Genomic DNA, 22,284 nt, shown 5'->3' with positions numbered 1-22,284 from the left:
GCGGGTGTCCGGGCCCTCGGCCGTTCCGGCAGTCGCTACGACCAGGTGAACAGCCGCTTGGGCTGCTCCAGCACGGCCGCGGTGTCCGCCAGCACCTTGGAGCCCAGCTCGCCGTCGACCAGCCGGTGGTCGAAGGAGAGCGCCAGGGTGGTGACCTGACGGGGCTTCACCTTGCCCTTGTGCACCCAGGGCTGGAGCTTGATCGCGCCGACCGCCAGGATCGCGGACTCGCCCGGGTTGAGGATCGGCGTACCGGTGTCCACGCCGAAGACGCCGACGTTGGTGATGGTCACCGTGCCGCCCTGCATCGCCGCCGGGGTGGTCTTGCCCTCCCGGGCGGTGGCGACCAGCTCGGCCAGCGAACCGGCCAGCTCCGGCAGCGTCTGGGCGTGCGCGTCCTTGATGTTCGGCACGATCAGCCCGCGCGGGGTGGCGGCGGCGATGCCCAGGTTGACGTAGTGCTTGACCACGATCTCCTGCGCGGCCTCGTCCCAGGAGGCGTTGACCTCCGGGTTGCGGCGGATCGCGACCAGCAGCGCCTTGGCGATGAGCAGCAGCGGGTTGACCCGCAGCCCGGCCATCGCCTTGTCGCCCTTGAGCTCCTCCACCAGCCGCATGGTGCGGGTGACGTCCACCGTGACGAACTCGGTGACATGCGGGGCGGTGAAGGCCGAGCCGACCATGGCGGCGGCGGTGGCCTTCCGTACGCCCTTGATCGGCACCCGGGTCTCCCGGGCACCGGCCACGACCGGAACGGCCACCGGGGTCGGTGCGGACACCGGAGCCGGTACGGCGGACGGTACGGCGACGGGCTCGGGTGCGGCCACCGGCGCCGCCGCCGCGGCGTGCACGTCCTCGCGGGTGACGATGCCGTCGGGTCCGGTCGGGACCACGGTGGCCAGGTCGATGCCCAGGTCCTTGGCGAGCTTGCGCACCGGCGGCTTGGCCAGCGGCCGGGAACCGGTCGCCGGAGTCGCCGGGGCCGCCACCGCGCCCCCGTGGCCGTTCAGTTCGCGCTGCACGGCGGCCGCGGCGGGCGATCCACCGGCGGGACCACCACCGGCACCGCCCGGGGTCTTGCGGGGGCGCCGCTTGGTGGAGGACTCGGCGACGCCGTAGCCGACCAGCACGGGCTGGCGGCCCTTGGGCGCGGCCTCCTCCTCGACCGGCGCGGAGGGCTCCGCGGCGGCCGGCTGGGCGGTCTGCGGCTGCTCCTCGGCGGTGCCGGGGGCGACGTCCACGGTGATGATCACCTGGCCGACGTCCACCGTGGTCCCCTCGGCGAAGCGCAGCTCGTGCACCACCCCGTCGTAGGGGATGGGGAGTTCGACCGCGGCCTTGGCGGTCTCCACCTCGCACACGGTCTGGCCGTCGGTGACGGTGTCACCGGGCTTCACGTGCCAGCTGAGGATCTCGGCCTCGGTGAGCCCCTCGCCCACGTCGGGCATCTTGAACTCGCGGTAGCGGGTCGGGTCGGTCATGTCGGCAAACCCTTCTCAGTACGCGAGCGCGCGGTCGACGGCGTCGAGCACCCGGTCCAGCCCCGGCAGGTACTCCTCCTCCAGCCGCGCCGGCGGATAGGGGGCGTGGTAGCCGCCGACCCTCAGCACCGGGGCCTCCAGGTGGTAGAAGCACCGCTCGGTGATCCGGGCGGCGATCTCCGCGCCGGAGCCGAAGAACACCGGGGCCTCGTGCACCACGACCAGCCGCCGGGTGCGCTCCACCGAGGCCTGGATGGTGTCGAAGTCGATCGGGGAGACCGAGCGCAGGTCCACCACCTCGATCGAGCGGCCCTCCTCCTCGGCCGCGGCCGCCGCCTCCAGGCAGACCTTCACCATCGGGCCGTACGCGGCCAGGGTGAGGTCGGTGCCGCTACGGGCCACCCGGGCCTTGTGCAGCTCCCCGGGGATGGCCTCGGTGTCGACCTCGCCCTTGTCCCAGTAGCGCCGCTTGGGCTCGAAGAAGATCACCGGGTCGTCGGACTGGATGGCCTGCTGGAGCATCCAGTAGCCGTCCGAGGAGTTCGACGGGGAGACCACCTTCAGCCCGGCGACATGCGCGAACAGCGCCTCCGGGGACTCCGAGTGGTGCTCCACCGCGCCGATGCCGCCGCCGTAGGGGATGCGGACCACGACCGGCATCTTCACGGTGCCGAGCGCGCGGGCGTGCATCTTGGCCAGCTGGGTGACGATCTGGTCGTACGCCGGGAAGACGAAGCCGTCGAACTGGATCTCCACCACCGGGCGGTAGCCGCGCAGGGCCAGCCCGATCGCGGTGCCGACGATCCCGGACTCGGCGAGCGGGGTGTCGATCACCCGGTCCTCGCCGAAGTCCTTCTGCAGCCCGTCGGTGATCCGGAAGACACCGCCGAGCTTGCCGACGTCCTCGCCCATGATCAGGACCTTGGGATCGGTCTCCAGGGCGGTGCGCAACGACTCGTTGAGCGCCTTGGCGAGCGGCATTTTCGTCACGGCCATGTCAGTTCCCCTCGGAGTCGGCGAAGGACGCCTGGTACGCGGCGAACTGCGCGCGCTCCTCGTCGACGAGCGCGTGCCCGTCCGCGTACGTGTGGTCGAACATCGCCATGTCGTCCGGGTCGGGCATGGTGCGCACCGCCTCGCGCACCCGCTTGCCCAGCGTCTCCGACTCGGCCTCCAGCTCCTCGAAGAAGGCCGCGTCCGCGTGGCCCTCCTTCTCCAGCAGGGCGCGCAGCCGCAGGATCGGGTCCTTGGCCTCCCAGGCCGCCCGCTCGTCGTCCAGCCGGTAGCGGGTCGGGTCGTCGGAGGTGGTGTGGGCGCCCATCCGGTAGGTGAACGCCTCGACCAGGGTGGGGCCCTCGCCGCGCCGGGCGCGCTCCAGCGCCCAGCGGGTGACGGCCAGGCAGGCCAGCACGTCGTTGCCGTCGACCCGGACGCCGGGGAAGCCGTAGCCCTGGGCGCGCTGGTAGAGCGGCACCCGGGTCTGGCGCTCGGTCGGCTCGGAGATCGCCCACTGGTTGTTCTGGCAGAAGAAGACCACCGGGGCGTTGTAGACCGCGGAGAAGGTGAACGCCTCGGCCACGTCGCCCTGGCTGGAGGCCCCGTCGCCGAAGTACGCGATCACGGCCGAGTCCGCGCCGTCCTTGGCCACGCCCATCGCGTAGCCGGTGGCGTGCAGGGTCTGCGAGCCGATGACGATCGTATACAGGTGGAAATTGTTGCTGTTGGGGTCCCAGCCGCCGTGGTTCACGCCACGGAACATTCCGAGCAGATTGGCCGGGTCGACCCCGCGGCACCAGGCCACACCGTGCTCGCGGTAGGTCGGGAAGACGTAGTCGTCGTCGCGCAGCGCCCGGCCGGAGCCGATCTGGGCGGCCTCCTGGCCGAGCAGCGAGGCCCACAGGCCCAGCTCGCCCTGGCGCTGCAGGGCGGTGGCCTCGGCGTCGAAGCGGCGGGTCAGCACCATGTCCCGGTACAGCCCGCGCAGCTCCTCGGGCCCGAGGTCGATGGCGTACTCGGGGTGCGTCACCCGCTCACCCTCGGGGGTCAGCAGCTGTACCAGCTGGGGCTCGGTCGCCGGCGCCTGGGCGCCCGCGCGGCCTTTCGTCGCGCTCGCGCTGGTGCGCTTGACGCTGCGTCGCGGCTTGCGCGCGGCAGTGCCTTCCACGGTCACGTGCGTGCTCCTCCGTCGGTCCGGCCCCCGGGGTCCGCCGGGAAGGCCAGTGCGGCTCGCCCGCTTCCGTCCGCGGCACACGGGGTGGGTGGCCCTCGGAGACGGGAAGCAGGCGTGACAGGTGCCCCGGCGAGTCCTGTCACAGGCAACTTACCCAGTACGGCGCATTCCTGCGAAACCCCCTTTGACCTGCAATTTTGCTTGGATTTCCAAGTAAAACGAGCAAGTGGGACGAGCTGGGGGGACAAACGACTGGTCAGGGCCTTGCGGGCAGCCGGAACACGGGCACGGTAGCCCGCCCACCCCGGGCATGGGAAGAGTGAGTATGTGAGACTGATTCCGTGCGCGAAGACGGAAATATCAGGGTTTTCCTCCTTGACGACCATGAGGTCGTCCGGCGCGGCGTCCATGAAATGCTCACCGTCGAGCCCGGTATCGAGGTGGTCGGCGAGGCCGGCACGGCGGCGGACGCGCTGGTCAGGATCCCGGCGACCCGTCCGGACGTGGCGGTGCTGGACGTCCGGCTGCCGGACGGCAGCGGGGTGGAGGTCTGCCGCGAGATCCGTTCCCGGGACGACTCCGTCAAGTGCCTGATGCTCACCTCCTTCGCGGACGACGAGGCCCTTTTCGACGCGATCATGGCGGGTGCGTCCGGTTATGTCCTGAAGGCGATCCGCGGCCATGAACTGCTCGCCGCGGTACGCGATGTGGCGGCCGGCAAGTCGCTGCTGGACCCGGTGGCCACCGCCCGGGTGCTGGAGCGGCTGCGGGACGGCGGCCGCCCCCGCGGCGACGACCGGCTGGATGCCCTCACCGAGCAGGAGCGGCGCATCCTGGAGCTGATCGGCGAGGGGCTGACCAACCGGGCCATCGGCGAACGGCTGCACCTGGCGGAGAAGACCATCAAGAACTACGTCTCCAGCCTGCTGGCCAAGCTCGGCATGGAGCGCCGCAGCCAGGCCGCCGCCTTCGTCGCCCGCCGCCAGGTCGAGCGCGCCTCCGGCACCCACGGGACCTAAGTCCCGGCCCCGGGGGTCGGCGTACCCCTGTGCCGTCCGACCCCGCGCGCCGACAGTGGAACCATGCACTCCGCCGCCCCGCACCCCGAGGGACCGCCGACGACGCCGGACGGGCTGGCCGACGCGCTCGCGCTGCTGCGCCGGACGGGCTGGGGGCGGCTGGCGATGACCCGGCAGGCGATGCCCTTCATGGCGCCCGCCGGCCATCTGGTCACCACCGACGGCGCCGTACTGCTGCGGCTGCACCGCGCACTCGGACGACTGGGCGCCTGCGACGGCGGGGTGGTCGCCTACGGCGCCGACAACCTCGGCTCCGACAACCTCGGCTCCGGGGCCCGGGCGCTCTGGTCGGCCCAGATCACCGGCACCGCGCGGCTGGTCGAGCCGGCGGCCGCCGAGGGCGCCCCGTTCGGGCCGCCGCCACGTCGGGCGGACGGAATGCCGTACGAACCGGTGTACCTGCGGATCGACCCCCAGTTCGGCACCGTGCACACCTTCGACGGCTGACCACGCACACCGACCCGCACCGGGACTCACCAGCGGATATCCCCCCTTCACGGGATACGCCACCACACGCCACCCCTGGCGAATTCGGCCCGCATGCGCACAGCGACCATTCCGACACTCAGTGTCACCTAACATATGGCGAGTGCCGCGCTCATCTGTCACCCCCCTCGCTCCCCCGGTGAACGCGCTGCTGCGCCGCTACGCCGACGCCGGTGAACCGCTCTCCTGCGTGCCCGTCGCCCAGGGCCTGCTCAACCGGGGCTACCGGCTGGCCACCAGCCGGGGCTCCTACTTCCTCAAGCAGCATCTGGACGCCCGTACGGCCGACCGCGCCACCATCATCCGCCAGCACCGGGCCACCGAACGGCTGGGCGCCCTCGGCGTCCCGGTCGCCCCGCCGCTGCCGGACAGTGAGGGCCGTACGGTCGCCCTGGTCGACGGCCACTGCTACGCGCTGCACCCCTGGGTGGAGGGCAGCCACCGGGGCGGCGCCCAGCTCACCGCGGCCGGCTCCCGCCGCCTCGGCGCGCTCCTCGGGCTGGTCCACACCGCCCTGGAGCAGGTCATGGCGGTCACCGAGGGGCCGGGGGCCGACCCCGACGGCGGCGGCGAGCGGACGGCGGCGGGCGGCGCGGCCGCGGACCGGGCGGCCGCACACCGGGAGGCTGCGGGCCGGGGAGCTGCGGGGCGGGGGTCTGCGGACCGGGAGGCCGCGGACCGGACGACCGCCATCCGGACGGCTCCGGGCCGGGCGGCTCCGGGCCGGGCGGCGGCGGATCGGACGGCCACGGGCCGCACGGCTGCCGACCGGGACACCGCGTACCGACCGGCTGCGGTCCGTACGGCCGCCGACCGGGGCACCGCGTACCGACCGGCGGTGGACCGTACGGCCGCCGCCGACCCGGAGCAGAGCCTCCGCCTCATCGACGAACTGCTCGCCCTGGCCCGCGGCCGGCGGCGCCGGGACGCCTTCGACGAGCTGGCCGAGTACCGGCTGCTGGAGCGCCGGCGGCTGCTCGCCGAGCACGCCCACCGGCGCCCGCCGCCCGCCTGCGCCGGGGGCTGGGTGCACGGCGACTTCCATCCGCTGAACCTGCTCTACCGGGGCGCCGAGCCGGCCGCGATCATCGACTGGGACCGCCTGGGCGTGCAGCCCCGCGCGGAGGAGGCGGTCCGGGCGGCCGCCATCTTCTTCGTACGGCCCGGAGGCACCCTGGACCTGCCGAAGGTACGGGCCTACGCCCGGGCCTACCGGCGCTCGGCGGGTGCCGGACCGGCCGAGCTGGCCGCGGCGGTGCACCGGGTCTGGTGGGAGCGGCTGAACGACTTCTGGATACTGCGCTGGCACTACCAGCGGGACGACACCAGGGCCGACCCGCAGTTCCCCGCGGCGTCGGCCCTGGCGGTGTGGTGGACGGGCGAGTACGAAGCGGTACGCGACGCCTTCACGTCCTGACACCCGTCAACCGGGCGTCAGGGGGTGGCCCCCTCCGTGGCGGCACCCTGATTGGCGGTGCCGTCCACCGTGGCGCCCTGGTTGGCCGTCCCGTCCGTGGTCTGGCCCTGGTTGGCCGTCCCGTCGGTGGTCTGGCCCTGGTCCGTCTGACCGTCGGTGGTCTGGCCCTGGTCCGTCTGACCGTCGGTGGTCTGACCCTGGTCCGTCTGACCGTCCGTGGTCTGACCCTGGTCCGTCTGACCGTCCGTGGTCTGGCCCTGGTCCGTCCCGCCGTCGGTCGTCGTCCCCGGGTCGGACGGGGTGCCGCCGGACGGCTCCGGGTCCTTGGTGCCCGGGTCGGAGGGGCGGCCCCAGTTGGAGTTGCCGTTGTCGTTCCAGCCGCCGCTGCCGCTGCCGTCACCGGTGCCGCCGCCGGTGGTGCCGGTCTGCGGGTCCTCGGACTTCTCCGACTTGTCCGGCGACGGGGAGGGCGTCTTCTTGTCGCTCGGCTTCGGCGCCTCGGTGACCGTGGAGGGCTTGTTCTCCTTGGGGGTGTCCGGCTTGTCGTTGGGGTTGAGCGCATAGGCCACCCCGGCGACGATCGCCACCAGCGCCAGCGCCAGGAAGAGCAGCACCCTGCCGCGGCCGCCGCCCCGCTTGGCCGGCCGGCGGTCGTAGCCGTACCCGCCGTCGTCCGGGTTGCGCGGCGGCAGGACCTGCTGCTGGGCGGTGCCCTCATGGGCCGGGTACATGTCCGCGCCGCCGATGACCCGGGTGCGGTCGCCCTCGTGCAGGGTGACCGCGCCGGTGTTCCAGGTGCCGGTGTGGCTGCCCTGCTGCTGGAGCATCGACAGCCCGTACTGGACCAGCCCGCGCATCTCCTCGGCGCTCTGGAACCGGTCGTCCGGGTCCTTCGCCAGGGCGCGCATCGCCAGCCCGTCCAGCTCCGGCGGCGCCACGTCGGAGACCTCGGACGGCGGCACGGGGGTGTCCTGGACGTGCTGGTAGACCACCGACAGCGGGGTCTCCCCGGTGAACGGCGGCCGCAGCGCCAGCAGCTCGTACAGCAGGCAGCCGGTGGCGTACAGGTCGGAGCGGTGGTCCACGGCCTTGCCGAGCGCCTGCTCGGGCGAGAGGTACTGCGGGGTGCCCATGACCATGCCGGTCTGGGTCATCGTGGACTGCGCCCCGTGCAGCGCCCGGGCGATACCGAAGTCCATCACCTTGACCGCGCCGCCGTGCGTGATGATCACGTTGGCCGGCTTGATGTCGCGGTGCACGATGCCGTGCTGGTGGGAGTAGGCGAGCGCCTCCAGCACCCCGGAGACGATGATCAGCGCCTGCTCCGGCGGCGGGGCCTCCGCGTCGATCAGCAGGTCGCGGATGGTGCGGCCCTCGACCAGCTCCATCACGATGTACGGCACGGACTGGCCGCCGACCACGTCCTCGCCGGAGTCGTAGACCGCGACGATGGCGTGGTGATTCAGCCCGGCGACGGACTGCGCCTCACGGGTGAAGCGCGCCTTGGACACCGGGTCCTCGGCGAGGTCCGCGCGGAGCAGCTTCACGGCCACGGTGCGGCCGAGCCGTACGTCCTCCGCGGCGAAGACCTCCGCCATGCCGCCGCGACCCAGCCGGTGCGTCAGCCGGTAACGGCCGTCCCCGACGAGTCCGCCGACGCCCCAGTCCGAAGAGTCCGACATCCCGCCGCCACGTGCCTCGGAATCGGATGCCATCAGTCCTCGCCGTCGTTTCTGTCCGCTTGCTTCGCGCGTGCGGGGTGCCGCCGTGTCTTCAATGGGGTGGTGCGGGTCTTCACGGAGTGGCCGGCGCGGTGCGGGTGCGCTTACCGGGTATGCCGTCCTGGTGCGGCGCGTACCGGGTGGAGCGCCGGGTACTCCGACACGCCACGCTACAGCCTCCACGCGCCGCGCCGGTCCGGGATTGACCGGCCATCCAAGCGCTTCCGCGTACGCCTGTGCAAATTGTCCGCCGCTTCCATGGCGGTGCGGTCCGGGTCCGGTAACCGTTCCGCGACGCTCCTGGCGCGTACGGTCACGGAACGGGCACCGCCGCTTGACGTGCCCGCGCCCTGGGGCAGACTGACCCCCGTAAGAGAAGGCACCGGAGCACCACGGACATCGGCGTCACCGGTCTCACCGGCATCACCGGAGTAACCGACGTCACCAGGCAACGCGCCGCGGCCAGGCCCGCGCGACGGGGGAGTCACGAAGAGATGAGCCAGGACGGCGCACACGGCCGCGACGGCGCACAGGGGCGGTACGCGGGCGGCTCGGTGGCCGGCGGCCGCTACCAGCTGCGGGACCTGCTGGGCGAGGGCGGCATGGCCTCCGTCTACCTGGCCTACGACACCGCGCTGGACCGCCAGGTCGCGATCAAGACCCTCCACACCGAGCTGGGCCGGGAGGCCTCCTTCCGTGAGCGCTTCCGCCGGGAGGCGCAGGCGGTCGCCAAGCTCCAGCACACCAACATCGTCTCGGTCTTCGACACCGGCGAGGACACCGTCCGCTTCGGCGGCTCCGTCCCCGACGGCTCCGTCATGCCGTACATCGTCATGGAGTACGTGGAGGGGCGGCCGCTCGGCTCGGTGCTCGCCGAGGACGTCCGGCAGTACGGGGCGATGCCCGCCGACAAGGCGCTGAAGGTCACCGCGGACGTGCTGGCCGCGCTGGAGACCAGCCACGAGATGGGCCTGGTCCACCGGGACATCAAGCCGGGCAACGTGATGATGACCAAGCGCGGCGTCATCAAGGTGATGGACTTCGGCATCGCCCGCGCCATGCAGTCCGGGGTCACCTCGATGACCCAGACCGGCATGGTGGTCGGCACCCCGCAGTACCTCTCCCCCGAGCAGGCGCTCGGCCGGGGCGTGGACGCCCGCTCCGACCTGTACTCGGTCGGCATCATGCTCTTCCAGCTGCTGACCGGGCGGCTGCCGTTCGAGGCGGACTCGCCGCTGGCCATCGCCTACGCCCATGTGCAGGAGGAGCCGGCCGCGCCGTCCTCCATCAACCGCGCGGTCACCCCGGCCGTGGACGCGCTGGTGGCCCGCGCGCTGAAGAAGAACCCGAACGAGCGCTTCCCCAGCGCCGCCGCCATGCGCGACGAGTGCCTGCGGCTGCTGTCCGCGCTGTCGGCCGGGCACACCGCGGCGCCCTCCATCGTGCCGAACGCCCCGCAGGCCGCCAGCGGCTCGGGCGTCGGCTCGGCGGTCTTCCCGCCGGTGGACCAGGGCACCCCGGCGCCCGCCCCGCACAGCGTCCAGACGCCGTACCAGCCGGGCCCCGCCCCGCACAGCTACGGCGTCCCCACCCCCGCGCCCGCCTACGGCTACCCCCAGCACCAGCCCCCGGCCTACCCCACCCCCGGCCCGGCCCCCGCCTCCTACCACCCGGCCCCCGCCCCCACTCCCCTTCCCACTCCCCCCAAGAGGCGGAACACCCCCCTCCTCATCGGCGCGGCCGCGGTGGTCCTGATCGCGGTGATCGGCACGGTGACGGCGCTGAGCATGCACAAGGGCGACGACCCGGGCACCCCGGGAGCCGGCGGCACCACCCCGTCCGCGGACACCTCCTCCCAGTCCGCCGAGCACCGGCCCCCCGAGCGCCACCGCACCATGAAGGCCACCGTCTGCTCCGACGCCCGCGAGGACTACAACGACCCGGAGAAGGTCCAGGCCCCCGACTTCCGCTACAAGGACATCCTGTCCGTGAAGGAATGCCTCCAGGCCGCCGGCTGGAGGATCGACGAGAAGGAGACCGACGACCCCCGCTACGCGGAGGGCCAGGTCATCTCCCAGTTCCCCCTCTCCGGCACCGCCGTCGACCCCAGCGACCAGACCTTCCAGATCACCATCGCGACAGGCGACAACCCGGAGGAGTAGGCCCCAGCCACCGGCCCTCTCGTGAAAACCGGCCCCTCCTCCGGCCCCGCGCGCCCGACGACCGGGTCCGGCTTCCCGGGAACCCGGTCTTCGGTCGGGCCCAGGCGCCGGTGACCTCCGTGCCCACCGGCCGGGCCCAGTGACCTCGGTACCTGCCGGCCGGGCCCGAGGGCCGGTGACCTCGATGCCCGCCGGCCGGGCCCCGGGGGCCCGTGACCTCGGTGCCCGCCGACTGGGCCCAGTGACCTCGGTACCTGCCGGTCGGGCCCGGGGGCCGGTGACCTCGGTGCCCGCCGGCCGGGCCCCGGGGGCCGGTGACCTCCGTGCCCGCCTCGTCGACCGCCTCCGCCGCGGGGGTTCAGGGCGCCTGTGGCTGACCGGGACGACCGGTTTCCCTGGGCGCCACTGCGCCTGAGGGCGGCGCCCCTCACGACCGGGCCCCCTCGCCCCCGGGCCCGGCCTTCCCGCCGGCGCGCCCCCGGGTCCCGTCCCCCTCGGGGCGGTCTCCCGAGCTCCGAACCACCGGCTCCAAGGCACCCGGCCCCGCAGGGCCCGGCCACCGAACGCGAGCCCGCGAGGCCGACATCCGCGGCCCGTGGGGGGCCGCAGGCCATGGGCCCCGCCGGGTCCGGCTCCCTTCCCGCGGGGGCGGCTCGGGCCTGGCATGTGCCCGGTGCGCTGGCCCGGGACGGCTCCCGGCCCGCAGAGGCGGCTCCCTCGCGACCGGGCCCCCTCGCCCCCGGGCCCGGCCTCCCCGCCGGCGCGCCGCCGGGTCCCGTTCCCCCTGCCGGGGGGCGTACGGCGTCTCCGGGATGCCGTGCGGCGGGGGGCGTGTGACGCTGAGTCCGTTCTCAGTCCGTCGTACGGCTCCTCGGCAGCCCGGCACGGGAGGGGGTCACCCGGTGGCTCCAAGACGCGGCTCACGGTGCGCGGTGGTCATCGCGGCCCTGGCGCTGACCACCTGCGGCGCGGGCACCGAGCGGCCCGCCCAGGCACGCGAGTCCGCCGGCCCCTCGGCCGCCCGGTCCTCGGGACCGACGACCGGACCGGCTCCCGGGCGCGCCCCCGAGGGCATACGGCCCGGGGACGGGCCCGGCGGCGACGCGGACGACGCGGACGAGAGCGGCCCCGACCGTACCTCCGGCTCCGGACCCGACCGTACCTCCGGCTCGGCCCAGCACGGCGGCGGGACGGCCCCCTGGCGGCGCTGGGGCCCGGAGGACGGCGCCCCCTGGGCCGGCGGCGCCGAACCGTGGCGCGGCTGGGGCCCGGCCGCCGGCCACGGCAGGCGGCCGACCGGCGGCCCCGGCGCCGACCGCCCCGCCCCCGCCGACGGCACCCCCGGCCCCTCGGTCACCCCCGGACGCCGCCCCCCGGCGGCCCCCGCACCCGTCACCGGCTCGCCGTCCACCTCCCCCTCCACCGCCGGCCAGGGCGGCGGGGGCGGGGCCGCGCGCCCCAGCCCGTCACTGGCCGGGCGGCACGCCGGCGAGGGGCGGCCCCGCCCCGGGCGCCCCGACCCGCCGCGGGACGACCAGGACCCGGAGGAGAGCCGCGAGGAGTCCGTTCGTACCGAAACGGAAACAGCGCCCGAGCCCGTACGGCGCCCCCGGACGCACGGAGAGGCGGTACCCGAGACGGAGTCCGCCGCCACGTCCGAACCGCGCCGCACCCCGCCGGCCGCCGCCTGGGAATCCCCGGTCCGGACCGCGGACACCACTCCTGACCAGCAGATTCCCGTACTGACACTGGGGGTCGGGCTGGCCATGATGGGGCTCGGACTGGGCTTCCTGGGGCTGCGCATCCGGCGCCGCTGACCCGGCCGCCCCGGCCTCCCGTACCGCCCGGGTCCCCCTCAGGACGGACGCCCGGGATCCCTCTGAGGTCGCTTGTCGGCTCCAGCATACCCGGTATACATACTGAGTATGTCGATCCGCCACGGGCTGCTGGCCCTGCTCGAACTCGGGCCCCGGTACGGCTCTCAGCTCCGCTCGGAGTTCGAGTCCCGCACCGGTGCCACCTGGCCGCTCAACGTCGGCCAGGTCTACACGACCCTCAGCCGGCTGGAGCGCGACGGACTGGTCGCGCAGGGCGGCGAGGACGACGCCGGCCACGCCCTCTACGCCATCACCGACACCGGCAGGGACGAGCTGCGCAGCTGGTACGCCCAGCCGGTGGACCGCACCAGCCCGGCCCGCGACGAACTGGCGATCAAGCTGGCCATGGCGGTCGGCGCACCGGGCGTGGACATCCGGGAGGTGATCCAGTCCCAGCGTCGCCACACCGTGCGGGCGATGCAGGACTACACCCGGCTCAAGGCCCGCGCCCTCGACGCCCTGGAGAGCGGCCGGTCGCAGGAGCGGGACGACGTGGCCTGGCTGCTGGTCCTGGAGCAGCTGATCTTCCAGACCGAGGCGGAGGCTCGCTGGCTGGACCACTGCGAGGCCCGGCTCATCCGGATCGCCGCCGCCTCGGCCGCCGCGCCGCCGCCCCGTAGCGCGGACGCCATACCACCCCCGGACCCGGTCGCCGGGACGGCCCGCCCCCGCGCAGGCCGCCGCCGCACCTGACCGGCACCACCGCCACCCACCCGTACCTCCGCCACACCGGCCGCCCGGGCCCGCCCCGCGGCCCCGCCGCCCGTACCGGCGCAGCACCCCACACCTCCATCCGCACATCCATCCGTACGTACGCGCACGCCCCGGCCCACACCCGGCGGCGGCCGTACCCCCGAGGGGGACCGATTCCCATGCCTTCACCGCAGCCCGTGCTGCAACTCCAGCAGCTCGCCCGTGTCCACGGCACCGGCGCCACCGAGGTGCACGCCCTGCGCGGCATCGACCTCGACGTCTACCCCGGCGAACTGGTCGCCGTGATGGGCCCCTCCGGCTCCGGCAAGTCCACCCTGCTCACCATCGCCGGCGGACTGGACACCCCCACCTCCGGGCGGGTGCTGGTGGAGGGCACCGACATCACCACCGCCGGCCGCAAGGCGCTGGCCGCGCTGCGCCGCCGCAGCATCGGCTACGTCTTCCAGGACTACAACCTCATCCCGGCCCTGACCGCCGCCGAGAACGTCGCCCTCCCCCGCGAGCTGGACGGCACCTCCGCGCGCAAGGCCCGCACCGAGGCCCTGGCGGCGCTGGAGGAGATGGGGCTCGGCCACCTCGCCGACCGCTTCCCCGACGAGATGTCCGGCGGCCAGCAGCAGCGGGTGGCGATCGCCCGCGCCCTGGTCGGCGACCGCCGGCTGGTGCTCGCCGACGAGCCGACCGGCGCCCTGGACTCCGAGACCGGCGAGTCCGTCCTCGGTCTGCTGCGCACCCGCTGCGACGCCGGCGCGGCCGGGGTGCTGGTGACCCATGAGCCCCGGTTCGCCGCCTGGGCGGACCGGGTGGTCTTCCTCCGGGACGGCGCGGTGGTCGACCAGACCGTCCGCTCCGGCGCCGACTCGCTGCTGGCCGGCCAGGGCTCCGGCCGGGGCGGTCGCGGTCAGGCGGTCGAGCGGTGAACGGCTGGTTCCACGGCTGGCGTGCGGCGGTGCGGATAGCCCGCCGCGACGCCTGGCGCTCCAAGGGGCGCTCCTTCCTCGTCCTCGCCATGATCGCGCTGCCGATCATCGGCGTCAGCGCCGCCAATGTGACCCTGCGGACCTCGGAGCTGTCCGTCGCCGAGAAGGCGGACCGCGCGATGGGCGCCGCCGACGCCCTGCTCTCCGACGCCGGCTACGGCGGGGTGCCGATCTACCAGGCGCCGAACGGGCAGGACACCATGCCCGTCAAGTCCTACGAGGATGAGCCGTTCCCCGACGGGGACGCCGACACCGCCAAGGCCGTCCCGGCCGGGGCCCGGGTCCTCAAGGACACCAGCGGCGCCGCCAAGGTCCGCACCGAGCACGGCTCGCTCCATGTGAACGTCCGGGAGCTGAAGGCCACCGACCCGATGGCCCACGGCATGGTGACGCTGCTCGACGGCCGCTTCCCGCAGAAGGACGACGAGGTCGCGGTCACCGGGCAGTTCCTCAAGGAGAGCGGGCTGTCCGCCGGCTCCCGGCTCACCGTGCGCAACCTGGACCGGACCTATCTGATCACCGGCGCCTACGAGCTGCCGGGCGATCTGGCCGCCAACGAGGTCAACGCCCTCCCGGGAGCCCTGCTGACGCCGCTGGACAAGGCGCTGGAGGCCCAGGGCATGTCCGGCACCGGCCAGAGCACCACCTATCTGGTCGATGTCCCCGATGCTCCCGGTGTTCGCGGTGGTTTCACGTGGAACATGGTCGAGCAGGCCAACACCAAGGGCGTCAAGGTGGAGTCGCGGGAGGCGCTGCTGAACCCGCCGCCGCGCTCCGAGGTGAAGCTGTACCAGCACCCCGAGTGGGTCGACTACGACAGCAGCGGTGAGGCCAACACCGCGATGCTCGCCTCCCTGGCCACCATCGTGGGCCTGGCGATGCTGGAGATCTGCCTGCTGGCCGGCCCCGCCTTCGCCGTCGGCGCCCGCCGCTCGCGGCGCCAGCTCGGCCTGGTCGGTGCCAACGGCGGCGACCGCCGCCATATCCGCTCCATCGTGCTGGCCGGCGGCCTGGTGATCGGCGCCGCCGCGGCCGTGGTCGGCACGGTGCTCGGCGTCGCCCTCACCGTGGCGCTGCGCCCGCTGCTGGAGGACTGGCTCGGCAAGCGCTTCGGCGGCATCGACCTGCGCCCGCTGGAACTGGCCGGCATCGCGCTGCTCGCCGTCCTCACCGGGCTGCTCGCCGCGATCGTGCCCGCGGTGACCGCCTCCCGCCAGACCGTACTGGCCTCCCTCACCGGCCGCCGAGGGGTGCGCCGCAGCAACCGGGTCCTGCCGGTCATCGGCCTGGTCGCCGTGCTGCTCGGCGCCGCCATCGCGCTGTACGGCTCGGTGGTCACCGACCAGTTCATCCTGGTCGCCGGCGGCAGCGCCCTGGCCGAACTGGGCGTGGTCGCCCTCACCCCCGCGCTGGTCGGGCTGTTCGGCCGGGTCAGCCGCTGGCTGCCGCTCTCGCCGCGGCTCGCGCTGCGCGACGCGGTACGCAACCGGGGCCGCACGGCACCGGCGGTGGCCGCGGTGCTCGCCGCCGTCGCCGGCACGGTCGCCGTCGCCACGTACCAGGTCAGCAGCGAGGCCGAGTACCGGGCCGGCTACGAGGCCCGGCTGCCGAACGGAGCCGTCTCCGCGCTGCTCACCCAGGGCGACGGACGCGACGCGCCCGCGCTGCGCGACGCCGTACGCCGGGACCTGCCGGTCGACCTCACCGCGGACCTCGGCCGGCTCACCGTCGGCCGGGCGGGCTGCGAGATGTACTCGGACGCCAAGGGCTGCGGCTATGCCGAGGTGGTCACCCCCAAGGCCAACGAGTGCCCGCTGTGGACGACCGACGCCGAAGGCAACTCGGCCTCCGACAGCATGACCCCGGCCGAGCGGCGCAAGTTGGGCAAGGACTGGCGCTGCGCCTCCGAGGGCGGCGGCGTCACCGAGAGCGGACTGGTGGTCGGCGACGCCTCGCTGCTGAAGGTGCTGAAGATCGACGACCCGAAGGCCGAGCAGGCCCTCAAGGACGGCAAGGTCGTCTCCTTCCACCGGCCCATGGTGGACGAGAAGACCGGCAAGCTCTCGGTGCGGCTGGTCGCCGACCGCGGAGAGGCCAACGACGCCGCCGCGGCCGGCAAGGAGACCCCCGGCAAGGTCGTCGCGCTGCCCGCCTACCAGGCCCCCGACAGCACCGAGTCCTACGACGTGGGCGGCATCGTGCCGGCCTCCGCCGTCAAGCAGGCCGGGATGACCATGGCGCCGCTCGGCGCGTTCCACTCCACCGACGCCCTGCCCAGCAGCCAGCAGCGGCAGAAGCTCGACCAGGACCTCGACCAGCTCGGGGCCGATGTGGACCTCTACGTCGAGGAGGGCTTCACCGGCGAGAAGAGCATCGTGCTGCTGGCGCTGACCGTCTTCGCCGGGCTGATCACCATCGGCGCGGCCGGGATCGCCACCGGACTGGCCCAGGCCGACGCCGAGGCCGACCTCAAGACGCTGGCCGCCGTCGGCGCCCCGCCGCGGGTGCGCCGCAGCCTCAGCGGCTTCCAGTGCGGGGTGGTCGCCCTGATGGGCGTGGTGCTCGGATCACTGGCGGGACTGCTGCCCGGCATCGGCCTTCGGCTCACCGAACGGCGCCAGTCGGAGAAGTGGTACAACCAGATGCTCGACCAGGGCGGCCTGGCGGACGCCCCGTACACCCCGGTCGTCATCCCCTGGCAGACGCTCGTCGCGCTGCTGGTGCTCGTACCGCTGGGCGCCGCGCTGCTGGCCGCCGTGGTCACCCGCTCCCGAGGAGCCCTGGCCCGCCGCGAGGCCGGCTGACCGGCTCGGCCACCGGCCACCGGCCTCCGCCCTTCGGGCAGGCCGCCGCAGGGGCATGTGCCCCCGTACGAGGGTGGATCACCCTCGTACGGGGGCACACCCAGTGATGACGCACCTGTGCGAGAGAATGGCGGCATGGAGATGCCGAGGAATGAACGGCCGCAGGAGAACAACCCCCAGGTCCTCGTCGTGGGACAGGACCTGATGGCGCTCGGCGGCGGTGACGGTGACGACGAGTCGCGCGAGGTCCCGGTGACGGAGATGGTCGAACAGCCTGCCAAGGTCATGCGTATCGGCAGCATGATCAAGCAGCTTCTGGAAGAGGTACGCGCCGCGCCCCTGGACGAGGCCAGCAGGGTCCGGCTCAAGGACATCCACGCCAGCTCGGTGAAGGAGCTGGAAGACGGCCTCGCGCCCGAACTGGTGGAGGAGCTGGAACGCCTCTCCCTGCCGTTCACGGACGAGGCGATCCCCTCCGAGGCCGAACTGCGCATCGCGCAGGCCCAGCTGGTGGGCTGGCTGGAGGGGCTGTTCCACGGTATCCAGACCGCGCTGTTCGCCCAGCAGATGGCGGCCCGCGCCCAGTTGGAGCAGATGCGCCGGGCCCTCCCGCCGGGCGCCCCGCACGACGAGGACGACGAGGACCACCGCCCCGGCGCGGTCCGCTCGGGCCCCTATCTGTAGTCACCTTCGGGCCTGTGGACATCCCCAGGCCGCCCGCCGTCCGGCATCACCGAGGCCCGGCACCCCGCGTGCGTACCGTACGCACCAGGGGTGCCGGGCCTCGGCACGTCTTCGGGAGCGGTCTCAGACGCACCCGGTCAGGCACCGTCGGGCGCCGTCTCAGACCCCCGCCGCGTCCGGGTTCACCAGCGCGATCTTGCCGATGTGCGAACTGGCCTCCATGGTCCGGTGCGCCTCGGGCGCCTCGGGCATCGGGAAGGCGCGATCGACCACCGGGCGGACCGTGCCGTCCGCGATCAGCGGCCACACATGCTCGGCCACCGCGGCGATGATCGCCGCCTTCTCGGCCGGAGGACGGGCTCGCAGCGAGGTCGCGGTGATCGCGGCCCGCTTGGCCAGCAGCGCCCCGAGGTTCAGCTCCCCCTTGTTGCCGCCCTGGAGCCCGATCACCGCCAGCCGCCCGTTCACCGCGAGGGCCTTGACGTTCCGCTCCAGGTACTTGGCGCCGATGATGTCCAGGATGACGTCCGCGCCCGCCCCGTCCGTCGCCTTGCGGACCTCCTCCACGAAGTCCTGCTCGCGGTAGTCGATCAGCACATCCGCGCCCAGCTCCGCGCAGCGGGCCAGCTTCTCCGGGCCGCCCGCGGTCACCGCGACCCGCGCGCCGACCGCCTTGGCCAGCTGGATGGCCATGGTGCCGATCCCGCTGCCGCCGCCGTGCACCAGCAGGGTCTCGCCGGGACGGAGCCCGGCGATCATGAACACGTTGGACCAGACCGTCGCTGCCACCTCGGGCAGCGTCGCCGCGGTGACCAGGTCCACGCCGTCCGGCACCGGCAGCAGCTGCCCGGCCGGGACGGCCACCTGCTGGGCGTAGCCGCCGCCCGCGAGCAGCGCGCACACCTGGTCGCCGACGGACCAGTCGGTCACCCCGGGGCCCAGCGCGGCGATCCGGCCGGAGCACTCCAGGCCGGGGTACGGGGAGGAGCCGGGCGGCGGGTCGTAGAACCCCTGGCGCTGGAGGACGTCGGCCCGGTTGACGGCCCCGGCCGCCACCTCGACCAGCACCTCTCCCTCGCCGGGCACGGGATCGGGCACCTCGGCCCAGACCAGCGCGTCAGGACCACCGGGCTCCGGAATCGTGATCGCATACATGGCCGCGAGGCTACTCCGGCCACCCCGGCCCCGGCGGTATGGACGTTGGCGGGCTACTCCGGCGGCGTGGTCAGCGTCGGCGGCACGCTCGTCGCGCGGACGATGGTGATCACCCGGTCGGTGAGCTGGAGCGGGCTGGCCACCGGATCGTCGTAGCTGAGCAGCCGGTGGCCCCGCAGCACGCTGATGACCAGGTCGTCGGTCTCCCGGACGTTCTTGCCGACCTCCGCCTTTATGACCGGCCGTTCGACCAGGTCGAGGCCGCTGCCCTGCTGGATCAGGTCCTCCATCACGGTGCCCGCGCTCGGGCTGAGCACGGACATCCCGAGCAGCCGGCCCGCGGCACTGGCACTGGTGATCACGGCATCCGCGCCGGACTGGCGCAGCAACGGCGCGTTCTCCTCCTCCCGCACCGCGGCGACGATCTTCGCCCCCCGGTTGAGCTGCCGGGCCGTCAGAGTCACCAGTACCGCCGTGTCGTCTCGCTGAGTGGCGATCACGATCTGCCGCGCGCGCTGGAGTTCGGCGCGCAGCAGCACATCGCTGCGGGTGGCGTCGCCGATCACTCCGGTGAAACCGTCCGCGTTCGCCGCCTCGATCACCTTGCTGCTGGGATCGACGATGACGATCTGTTCCTTCTTCAGGCCGGTGGCGCACAGCGTCTGGATGGCCGACCTGCCCTTCGTACCGAATCCGACGACGACGGTGTGGTCGCGCAAGGTGGACCTCCAGCGGTTCAGCCGCCACTCCTCCCGGGTCCGCTGGGTGAGGACTTCGAGAGTGGTGCCGACCAGGATGATGAGGAAGAGCACGCGCAGCGGCGTGACCAGCAGGATGTTGACGAGTCGGGCGCTGTCACTGCGCGGGACGATGTCGCCGTAGCCGGTGGTCGACAGGGTGACGGTCGCGTAGTACGAGGCGTCGAGCAGATCGACCCGCTCGTCGGCGTTGTCGAAGTACCCGTCCCGGTCCACGTAGACGATCAGGACCGTCAGCACCAGTACGGCCAGGGCCATCAGCAGCCGCCGGGCGACCTGGAGCAGGGGCCGGGTGACCACCTCGGTGGGCAGCTTGATCTGGCCGCCCACCAGGTGCTCGTCGGCGCGGCGGGCCATCGCGTCATGGCCGGGAAGTTTCACGTGAAACATCCTTCGGTGGTCGGCGCCCAGGGCAGCGTCAGAATTTCCAGAGTGTCGCCCGCGCGGGCCCCGGTGGGCGGGACGACCGCGAGCCCGTCCGCCACCGCGATCCCGCGCAGCATCGCGGGCCCATGGAACCGCACCGGCACGGCCACCCCGTCACCGGCCTGCCCTTCGGCCCCCCGGCGCACCACCGGCACCAGCCGGGTGTCGTACGGATGCCCGGCCACCGGCTCCCCTACCGCGGCCGTTCGCGAGGCGGCGGCGGTACGGCCGGCCAGCCCGCGCAGCAGCGGCGCGGCAAGGGTGAGCAGGGCGGCGACCGCGGCGAGCGGGTTGCCCGGCAGCCCGACCAGATGGCGGCCCGGGTCCAGCCGGGCGAGCAGCATCGGATGCCCCGGGCGCACCTTGACCCCGTCCACCAGCAGCTCCGCCCCGGCCTCGGCGAGCACCCGGTGCAGATGGTCCACTGGGCCCGCGGCGGTGCCCCCGGTGGTCAGGACCAGATCGGCCGTGGAACCCCGTACCGCCTCGGCCAGCGCCCCGGCCTCGTCCCCGAGCCGCCGCACGGCGACCACCTCGGCCCCCAGCGACTCCAACCAGGGAGTGAGCATCGGCCCAAGGGCGTCCCGGATCAGCCCATCCTTCGGGAGCCCGGCGGTCAGCAGCTCATCACCCAGCACCAGGATCTCCACGGCCGGGCGCTCCACCGTCACCAGCCCGTCATACCCGGCCGCCGCCGCGAGCCCCAGCACGACCGGGGTGACCACGGTCCCGGCGGGCAGCAGCTGATCCCCCGAGCGGCACTCCTGCCCACGCGGCCGGATGTCCTGGCCATGGCCCACCGCCCGCAGCGCATGCAACTGCCCCGCCGCATCGATCCGCGCATGCTCCGCCCGGATCACCGCGGTCGCCCCCGACGGCAGCCGCGCCCCCGTGGCGATCCGCACCGCCGCCCCGTCCTGCAACGGCTCGACGGGCACCCGGCCCGCCAGCACGGCGTCACCGCCACCGCTCGCCGCCCAAGGCCCCGGCCCGGCGACGGCCCACCCGTCCATGGCCGAGGTGTCAAAGGGCGGCAGATCGGTGAGCGCGGTCAGCGGATCCGCGAGCACCCGGCCCAGCGCCTGCCCGAGACCGGTGTGCCCGAAGCCCACCGGCCGACCCGCCCCCAACCGCCCCGCCAACGCCCGGGCCTCACCCCAAGCCACCGCCCGATGCCGCTCCGCCCCAGCCCTCTCCCCGCCCCTGGCCCCGGCCGTCTCACGACCACCGCGATCCCCCGGCAATGGAACAAGCAGCGCCAGCGCCTCCTCGACCCCCTCCACCTCCGACCCGGTCACGACGACCCGTCCCCCTCGGAGGGACTGGTGGGGCCAGTGGGACCGGTGGGGTCAACGGGGCCGGTGGGCCCAGCGGGCTCGGCGGGACCGGAACCCTCGTCCGCCCAGCGCGCCGCGAGGGCCGCCGCCTTCCGCGCCGCCTCGGCCACGGCCCGCGCCCCCTCCGCCGACCCACCGCTCCCGGCGGCCTGAGCGGCCGCGTACCCGACCAGGAACGTGGTCAGCGGCGCAGCCGGGCGGGCAACCCCATGCGCGGCGTCCCGTGCCAGATCCAGCAGCACGTCGGTGTCCACATCCAGTTCGATACCGAGCTCGGCCTTGACCGCGGTGATCCATTCATCCAGCACGTGTCCATGCTCCCTGATCCGCGAGCGGGCGGCGGCGATGTCCTCCCAGGTGTCGCAGTCGAACGAAGCACCCTCCAACGACGTCCCCGGCCCGCTCCCGATCCGGCGCAACACCAGCTCGTCCATGAGCAGCCGCAGCGGCAACCCCGGCAGGGTGCCGTGCTCGGCAGCCAGCAGCGCGATCTCCCGCCGCAACGGCTCCGTCCGGTACGCGGCGGTCAGCGGCTGATCCCGCCCACCCCCGTCCACCGCCAGCACCCCTTCCGCGCCCTCCTCGGCCCCCAGCTCACCCACCAAGGCAGCCACGGCCGCTTCCCCAAGAAACGGCAGGTCACCGCCGAGCACCACTACCGTGTCCGCCTCGACCAGCCGCAGCCCGGCCGACAGCGCCGCCAGCGGACCACCGCCGGGCGGCTCCTCCCGCACCCACCGGACCGGCCGCACGGTGGGCCGGCGCCCGCCCACGACCACCGTCCGCCCCGCCCCCCGGCAGGCGTCGAGCACCCGGTCCAGCAACGGGCGGGCCCCCACGGTCACGCCGGGCTTGTCCACGCCCCCCAGTCGTCTGGCCGCGCCCCCGGCGAGCACCACCGCATCAAATCGGCTCACCCACCCAGTATCCCGAGCGACCCCCCACCCCCGAACCCCGGGTCCGCCCCCCCACCCCACACCCCACCCGACACGCCCCCGGCCCCCTCCCCTCCCCAGGTGGCAGGCCCGCCGGA

17 protein-coding genes are annotated in these 22,284 nt (G+C 73.9%); 9 read left to right on the top strand and 8 right to left on the bottom strand.

The window, feature by feature from the left end; genetic code table 11:
- Nucleotides 1–35 precede the first annotated feature (35 nt).
- From ABZ945_RS05460 to pdhA, 3 genes are read right to left on the bottom strand one after another with little or no spacing between them, the layout of a single operon-like run.
- Nucleotides 36–1,481 carry a dihydrolipoamide acetyltransferase family protein gene (locus tag ABZ945_RS05460; protein ID WP_361264249.1) on the bottom strand — a complete coding sequence of 482 codons (1,446 nt, stop codon included), beginning with the start codon at nt 1,479–1,481 and terminating at the stop codon, nt 36–38.
- A gap of 15 nt (nt 1,482–1,496) precedes the next feature.
- Complete coding sequence (locus ABZ945_RS05455) at nt 1,497–2,477, bottom strand: alpha-ketoacid dehydrogenase subunit beta (protein WP_361264246.1); 981 nt, start codon at nt 2,475–2,477, stop codon at nt 1,497–1,499.
- A 1-nt stretch (nt 2,478) separates the two neighbouring features.
- The gene (gene pdhA, locus ABZ945_RS05450) at nt 2,479–3,651 is read right to left on the bottom strand and encodes a pyruvate dehydrogenase (acetyl-transferring) E1 component subunit alpha (protein ID WP_248631404.1); all 1,173 of its coding nucleotides are present in this window, start codon (nt 3,649–3,651) and stop codon (nt 2,479–2,481) included.
- 341 nt (nt 3,652–3,992) lie between these two features.
- Between pdhA and ABZ945_RS05445 the strand changes: the two genes are divergently transcribed.
- The 3 genes from ABZ945_RS05445 (at nt 3,993) to ABZ945_RS05435 (ending at nt 6,633) form a co-directional block, all read left to right on the top strand.
- Nucleotides 3,993–4,670, top strand: a complete 678-nt coding sequence (locus ABZ945_RS05445; RefSeq protein WP_361264242.1) for a response regulator transcription factor — start codon at nt 3,993–3,995, stop codon at nt 4,668–4,670.
- Between the two features lie 63 nt (nt 4,671–4,733).
- On the top strand, nt 4,734–5,177 hold the full coding sequence (locus ABZ945_RS05440; protein WP_361264239.1) for a pyridoxamine 5'-phosphate oxidase family protein: 444 nt from the start codon (nt 4,734–4,736) through the stop codon (nt 5,175–5,177).
- 142 nt (nt 5,178–5,319) lie between these two features.
- Complete coding sequence (locus tag ABZ945_RS05435) at nt 5,320–6,633, top strand: phosphotransferase (protein WP_361264236.1); 1,314 nt, start codon at nt 5,320–5,322, stop codon at nt 6,631–6,633.
- Nucleotides 6,634–6,650: 17 nt separating this feature from the next.
- Here the strand turns inward: ABZ945_RS05435 and ABZ945_RS05430 are convergent, their stop codons facing one another.
- Nucleotides 6,651–8,348, bottom strand: a complete 1,698-nt coding sequence (locus ABZ945_RS05430) for a protein kinase (protein WP_361264233.1) — start codon at nt 8,346–8,348, stop codon at nt 6,651–6,653.
- Between the two features lie 500 nt (nt 8,349–8,848).
- On the opposite strand from ABZ945_RS05430, the gene ABZ945_RS05425 reads away from it, so the two are divergent.
- The 6 genes from ABZ945_RS05425 (at nt 8,849) to ABZ945_RS05400 (ending at nt 17,575) form a co-directional block, all read left to right on the top strand.
- Nucleotides 8,849–10,516, top strand: a complete 1,668-nt coding sequence (locus ABZ945_RS05425) for a protein kinase (RefSeq protein ID WP_361264229.1) — start codon at nt 8,849–8,851, stop codon at nt 10,514–10,516.
- 902 nt (nt 10,517–11,418) lie between these two features.
- A complete protein-coding gene (locus ABZ945_RS05420; protein ID WP_361264226.1) occupies nt 11,419–12,333 on the top strand; it encodes a hypothetical protein in 915 nt (304 codons plus the stop codon).
- Nucleotides 12,334–12,441: 108 nt separating this feature from the next.
- Nucleotides 12,442–13,086, top strand: coding sequence for a PadR family transcriptional regulator (locus ABZ945_RS05415; RefSeq protein WP_361264223.1), 645 nt, complete (start codon nt 12,442–12,444; stop codon nt 13,084–13,086).
- 179 nt (nt 13,087–13,265) lie between these two features.
- Nucleotides 13,266–14,027 (top strand): ABC transporter ATP-binding protein, encoded by a 762-nt coding sequence (locus tag ABZ945_RS05410; protein ID WP_361264220.1) that lies wholly within the window; start codon nt 13,266–13,268, stop codon nt 14,025–14,027.
- Complete coding sequence (locus ABZ945_RS05405) at nt 14,024–16,891, top strand: FtsX-like permease family protein (RefSeq protein ID WP_361264217.1); 2,868 nt, start codon at nt 14,024–14,026, stop codon at nt 16,889–16,891. Before ABZ945_RS05410 ends, ABZ945_RS05405 begins: the two co-directional genes overlap by 4 nt.
- A gap of 135 nt (nt 16,892–17,026) precedes the next feature.
- Nucleotides 17,027–17,575 carry a bacterial proteasome activator family protein gene (locus ABZ945_RS05400; RefSeq protein WP_361264214.1) on the top strand — a complete coding sequence of 183 codons (549 nt, stop codon included), beginning with the start codon at nt 17,027–17,029 and terminating at the stop codon, nt 17,573–17,575.
- A 159-nt stretch (nt 17,576–17,734) separates the two neighbouring features.
- On the opposite strand, the gene ABZ945_RS05395 is transcribed toward ABZ945_RS05400, so the two are convergent.
- The 4 genes from ABZ945_RS05395 to ABZ945_RS05380 are packed head-to-tail and all read right to left on the bottom strand — an operon-like array spanning nt 17,735 to nt 22,168.
- Complete coding sequence (locus tag ABZ945_RS05395; protein WP_361264211.1) at nt 17,735–18,730, bottom strand: NAD(P)H-quinone oxidoreductase; 996 nt, start codon at nt 18,728–18,730, stop codon at nt 17,735–17,737.
- 53 nt (nt 18,731–18,783) lie between these two features.
- Nucleotides 18,784–19,878: a potassium channel family protein gene (locus ABZ945_RS05390; RefSeq protein WP_361264208.1), complete on the bottom strand. Its 1,095-nt coding sequence runs from the start codon at nt 19,876–19,878 to the stop codon at nt 18,784–18,786.
- Nucleotides 19,866–21,212 (bottom strand): molybdopterin molybdotransferase MoeA, encoded by a 1,347-nt coding sequence (locus ABZ945_RS05385; RefSeq protein ID WP_361264205.1) that lies wholly within the window; start codon nt 21,210–21,212, stop codon nt 19,866–19,868. Before ABZ945_RS05385 ends, ABZ945_RS05390 begins: the two co-directional genes overlap by 13 nt.
- On the bottom strand, nt 21,209–22,168 hold the full coding sequence (locus ABZ945_RS05380) for an NTP transferase domain-containing protein (RefSeq protein ID WP_361264202.1): 960 nt from the start codon (nt 22,166–22,168) through the stop codon (nt 21,209–21,211). Before ABZ945_RS05380 ends, ABZ945_RS05385 begins: the two co-directional genes overlap by 4 nt.
- Between the last annotated feature and the right edge of the window lie 116 nt (nt 22,169–22,284).

Source organism: Streptomyces sp. NPDC046887, from assembly GCF_040644755.1.
Taxonomy (GTDB): Bacteria; Actinomycetota; Actinomycetes; order Streptomycetales; family Streptomycetaceae; genus Streptomyces; species Streptomyces lichenis.
The sequence above is the reverse complement of the archived record's forward strand: the minus strand, read 5'-3'. Positions and strand labels throughout refer to the sequence as shown.

What these genes read in the sequence shown, in the direction of transcription:
- ABZ945_RS05460 (WP_361264249.1), bottom strand. Translation starts at nt 1,481, where the DNA reads ATGACCGACCCGACCCGCTACCGCGAGTTCAAGATGCCCGACGTGGGC.
- ABZ945_RS05455 (WP_361264246.1), bottom strand. Translation starts at nt 2,477, where the DNA reads ATGGCCGTGACGAAAATGCCGCTCGCCAAGGCGCTCAACGAGTCGTTG.
- ABZ945_RS05440 (WP_361264239.1), top strand. Translation starts at nt 4,734, where the DNA reads ATGCACTCCGCCGCCCCGCACCCCGAGGGACCGCCGACGACGCCGGAC.
- ABZ945_RS05430 (WP_361264233.1), bottom strand. Translation starts at nt 8,348, where the DNA reads ATGGCATCCGATTCCGAGGCACGTGGCGGCGGGATGTCGGACTCTTCG.
- ABZ945_RS05425 (WP_361264229.1), top strand. Translation starts at nt 8,849, where the DNA reads ATGAGCCAGGACGGCGCACACGGCCGCGACGGCGCACAGGGGCGGTAC.
- ABZ945_RS05415 (WP_361264223.1), top strand. Translation starts at nt 12,442, where the DNA reads ATGTCGATCCGCCACGGGCTGCTGGCCCTGCTCGAACTCGGGCCCCGG.
- ABZ945_RS05410 (WP_361264220.1), top strand. Translation starts at nt 13,266, where the DNA reads ATGCCTTCACCGCAGCCCGTGCTGCAACTCCAGCAGCTCGCCCGTGTC.
- ABZ945_RS05400 (WP_361264214.1), top strand. Translation starts at nt 17,027, where the DNA reads ATGGAGATGCCGAGGAATGAACGGCCGCAGGAGAACAACCCCCAGGTC.
- ABZ945_RS05395 (WP_361264211.1), bottom strand. Translation starts at nt 18,730, where the DNA reads ATGTATGCGATCACGATTCCGGAGCCCGGTGGTCCTGACGCGCTGGTC.
- ABZ945_RS05390 (WP_361264208.1), bottom strand. Translation starts at nt 19,878, where the DNA reads ATGTTTCACGTGAAACTTCCCGGCCATGACGCGATGGCCCGCCGCGCC.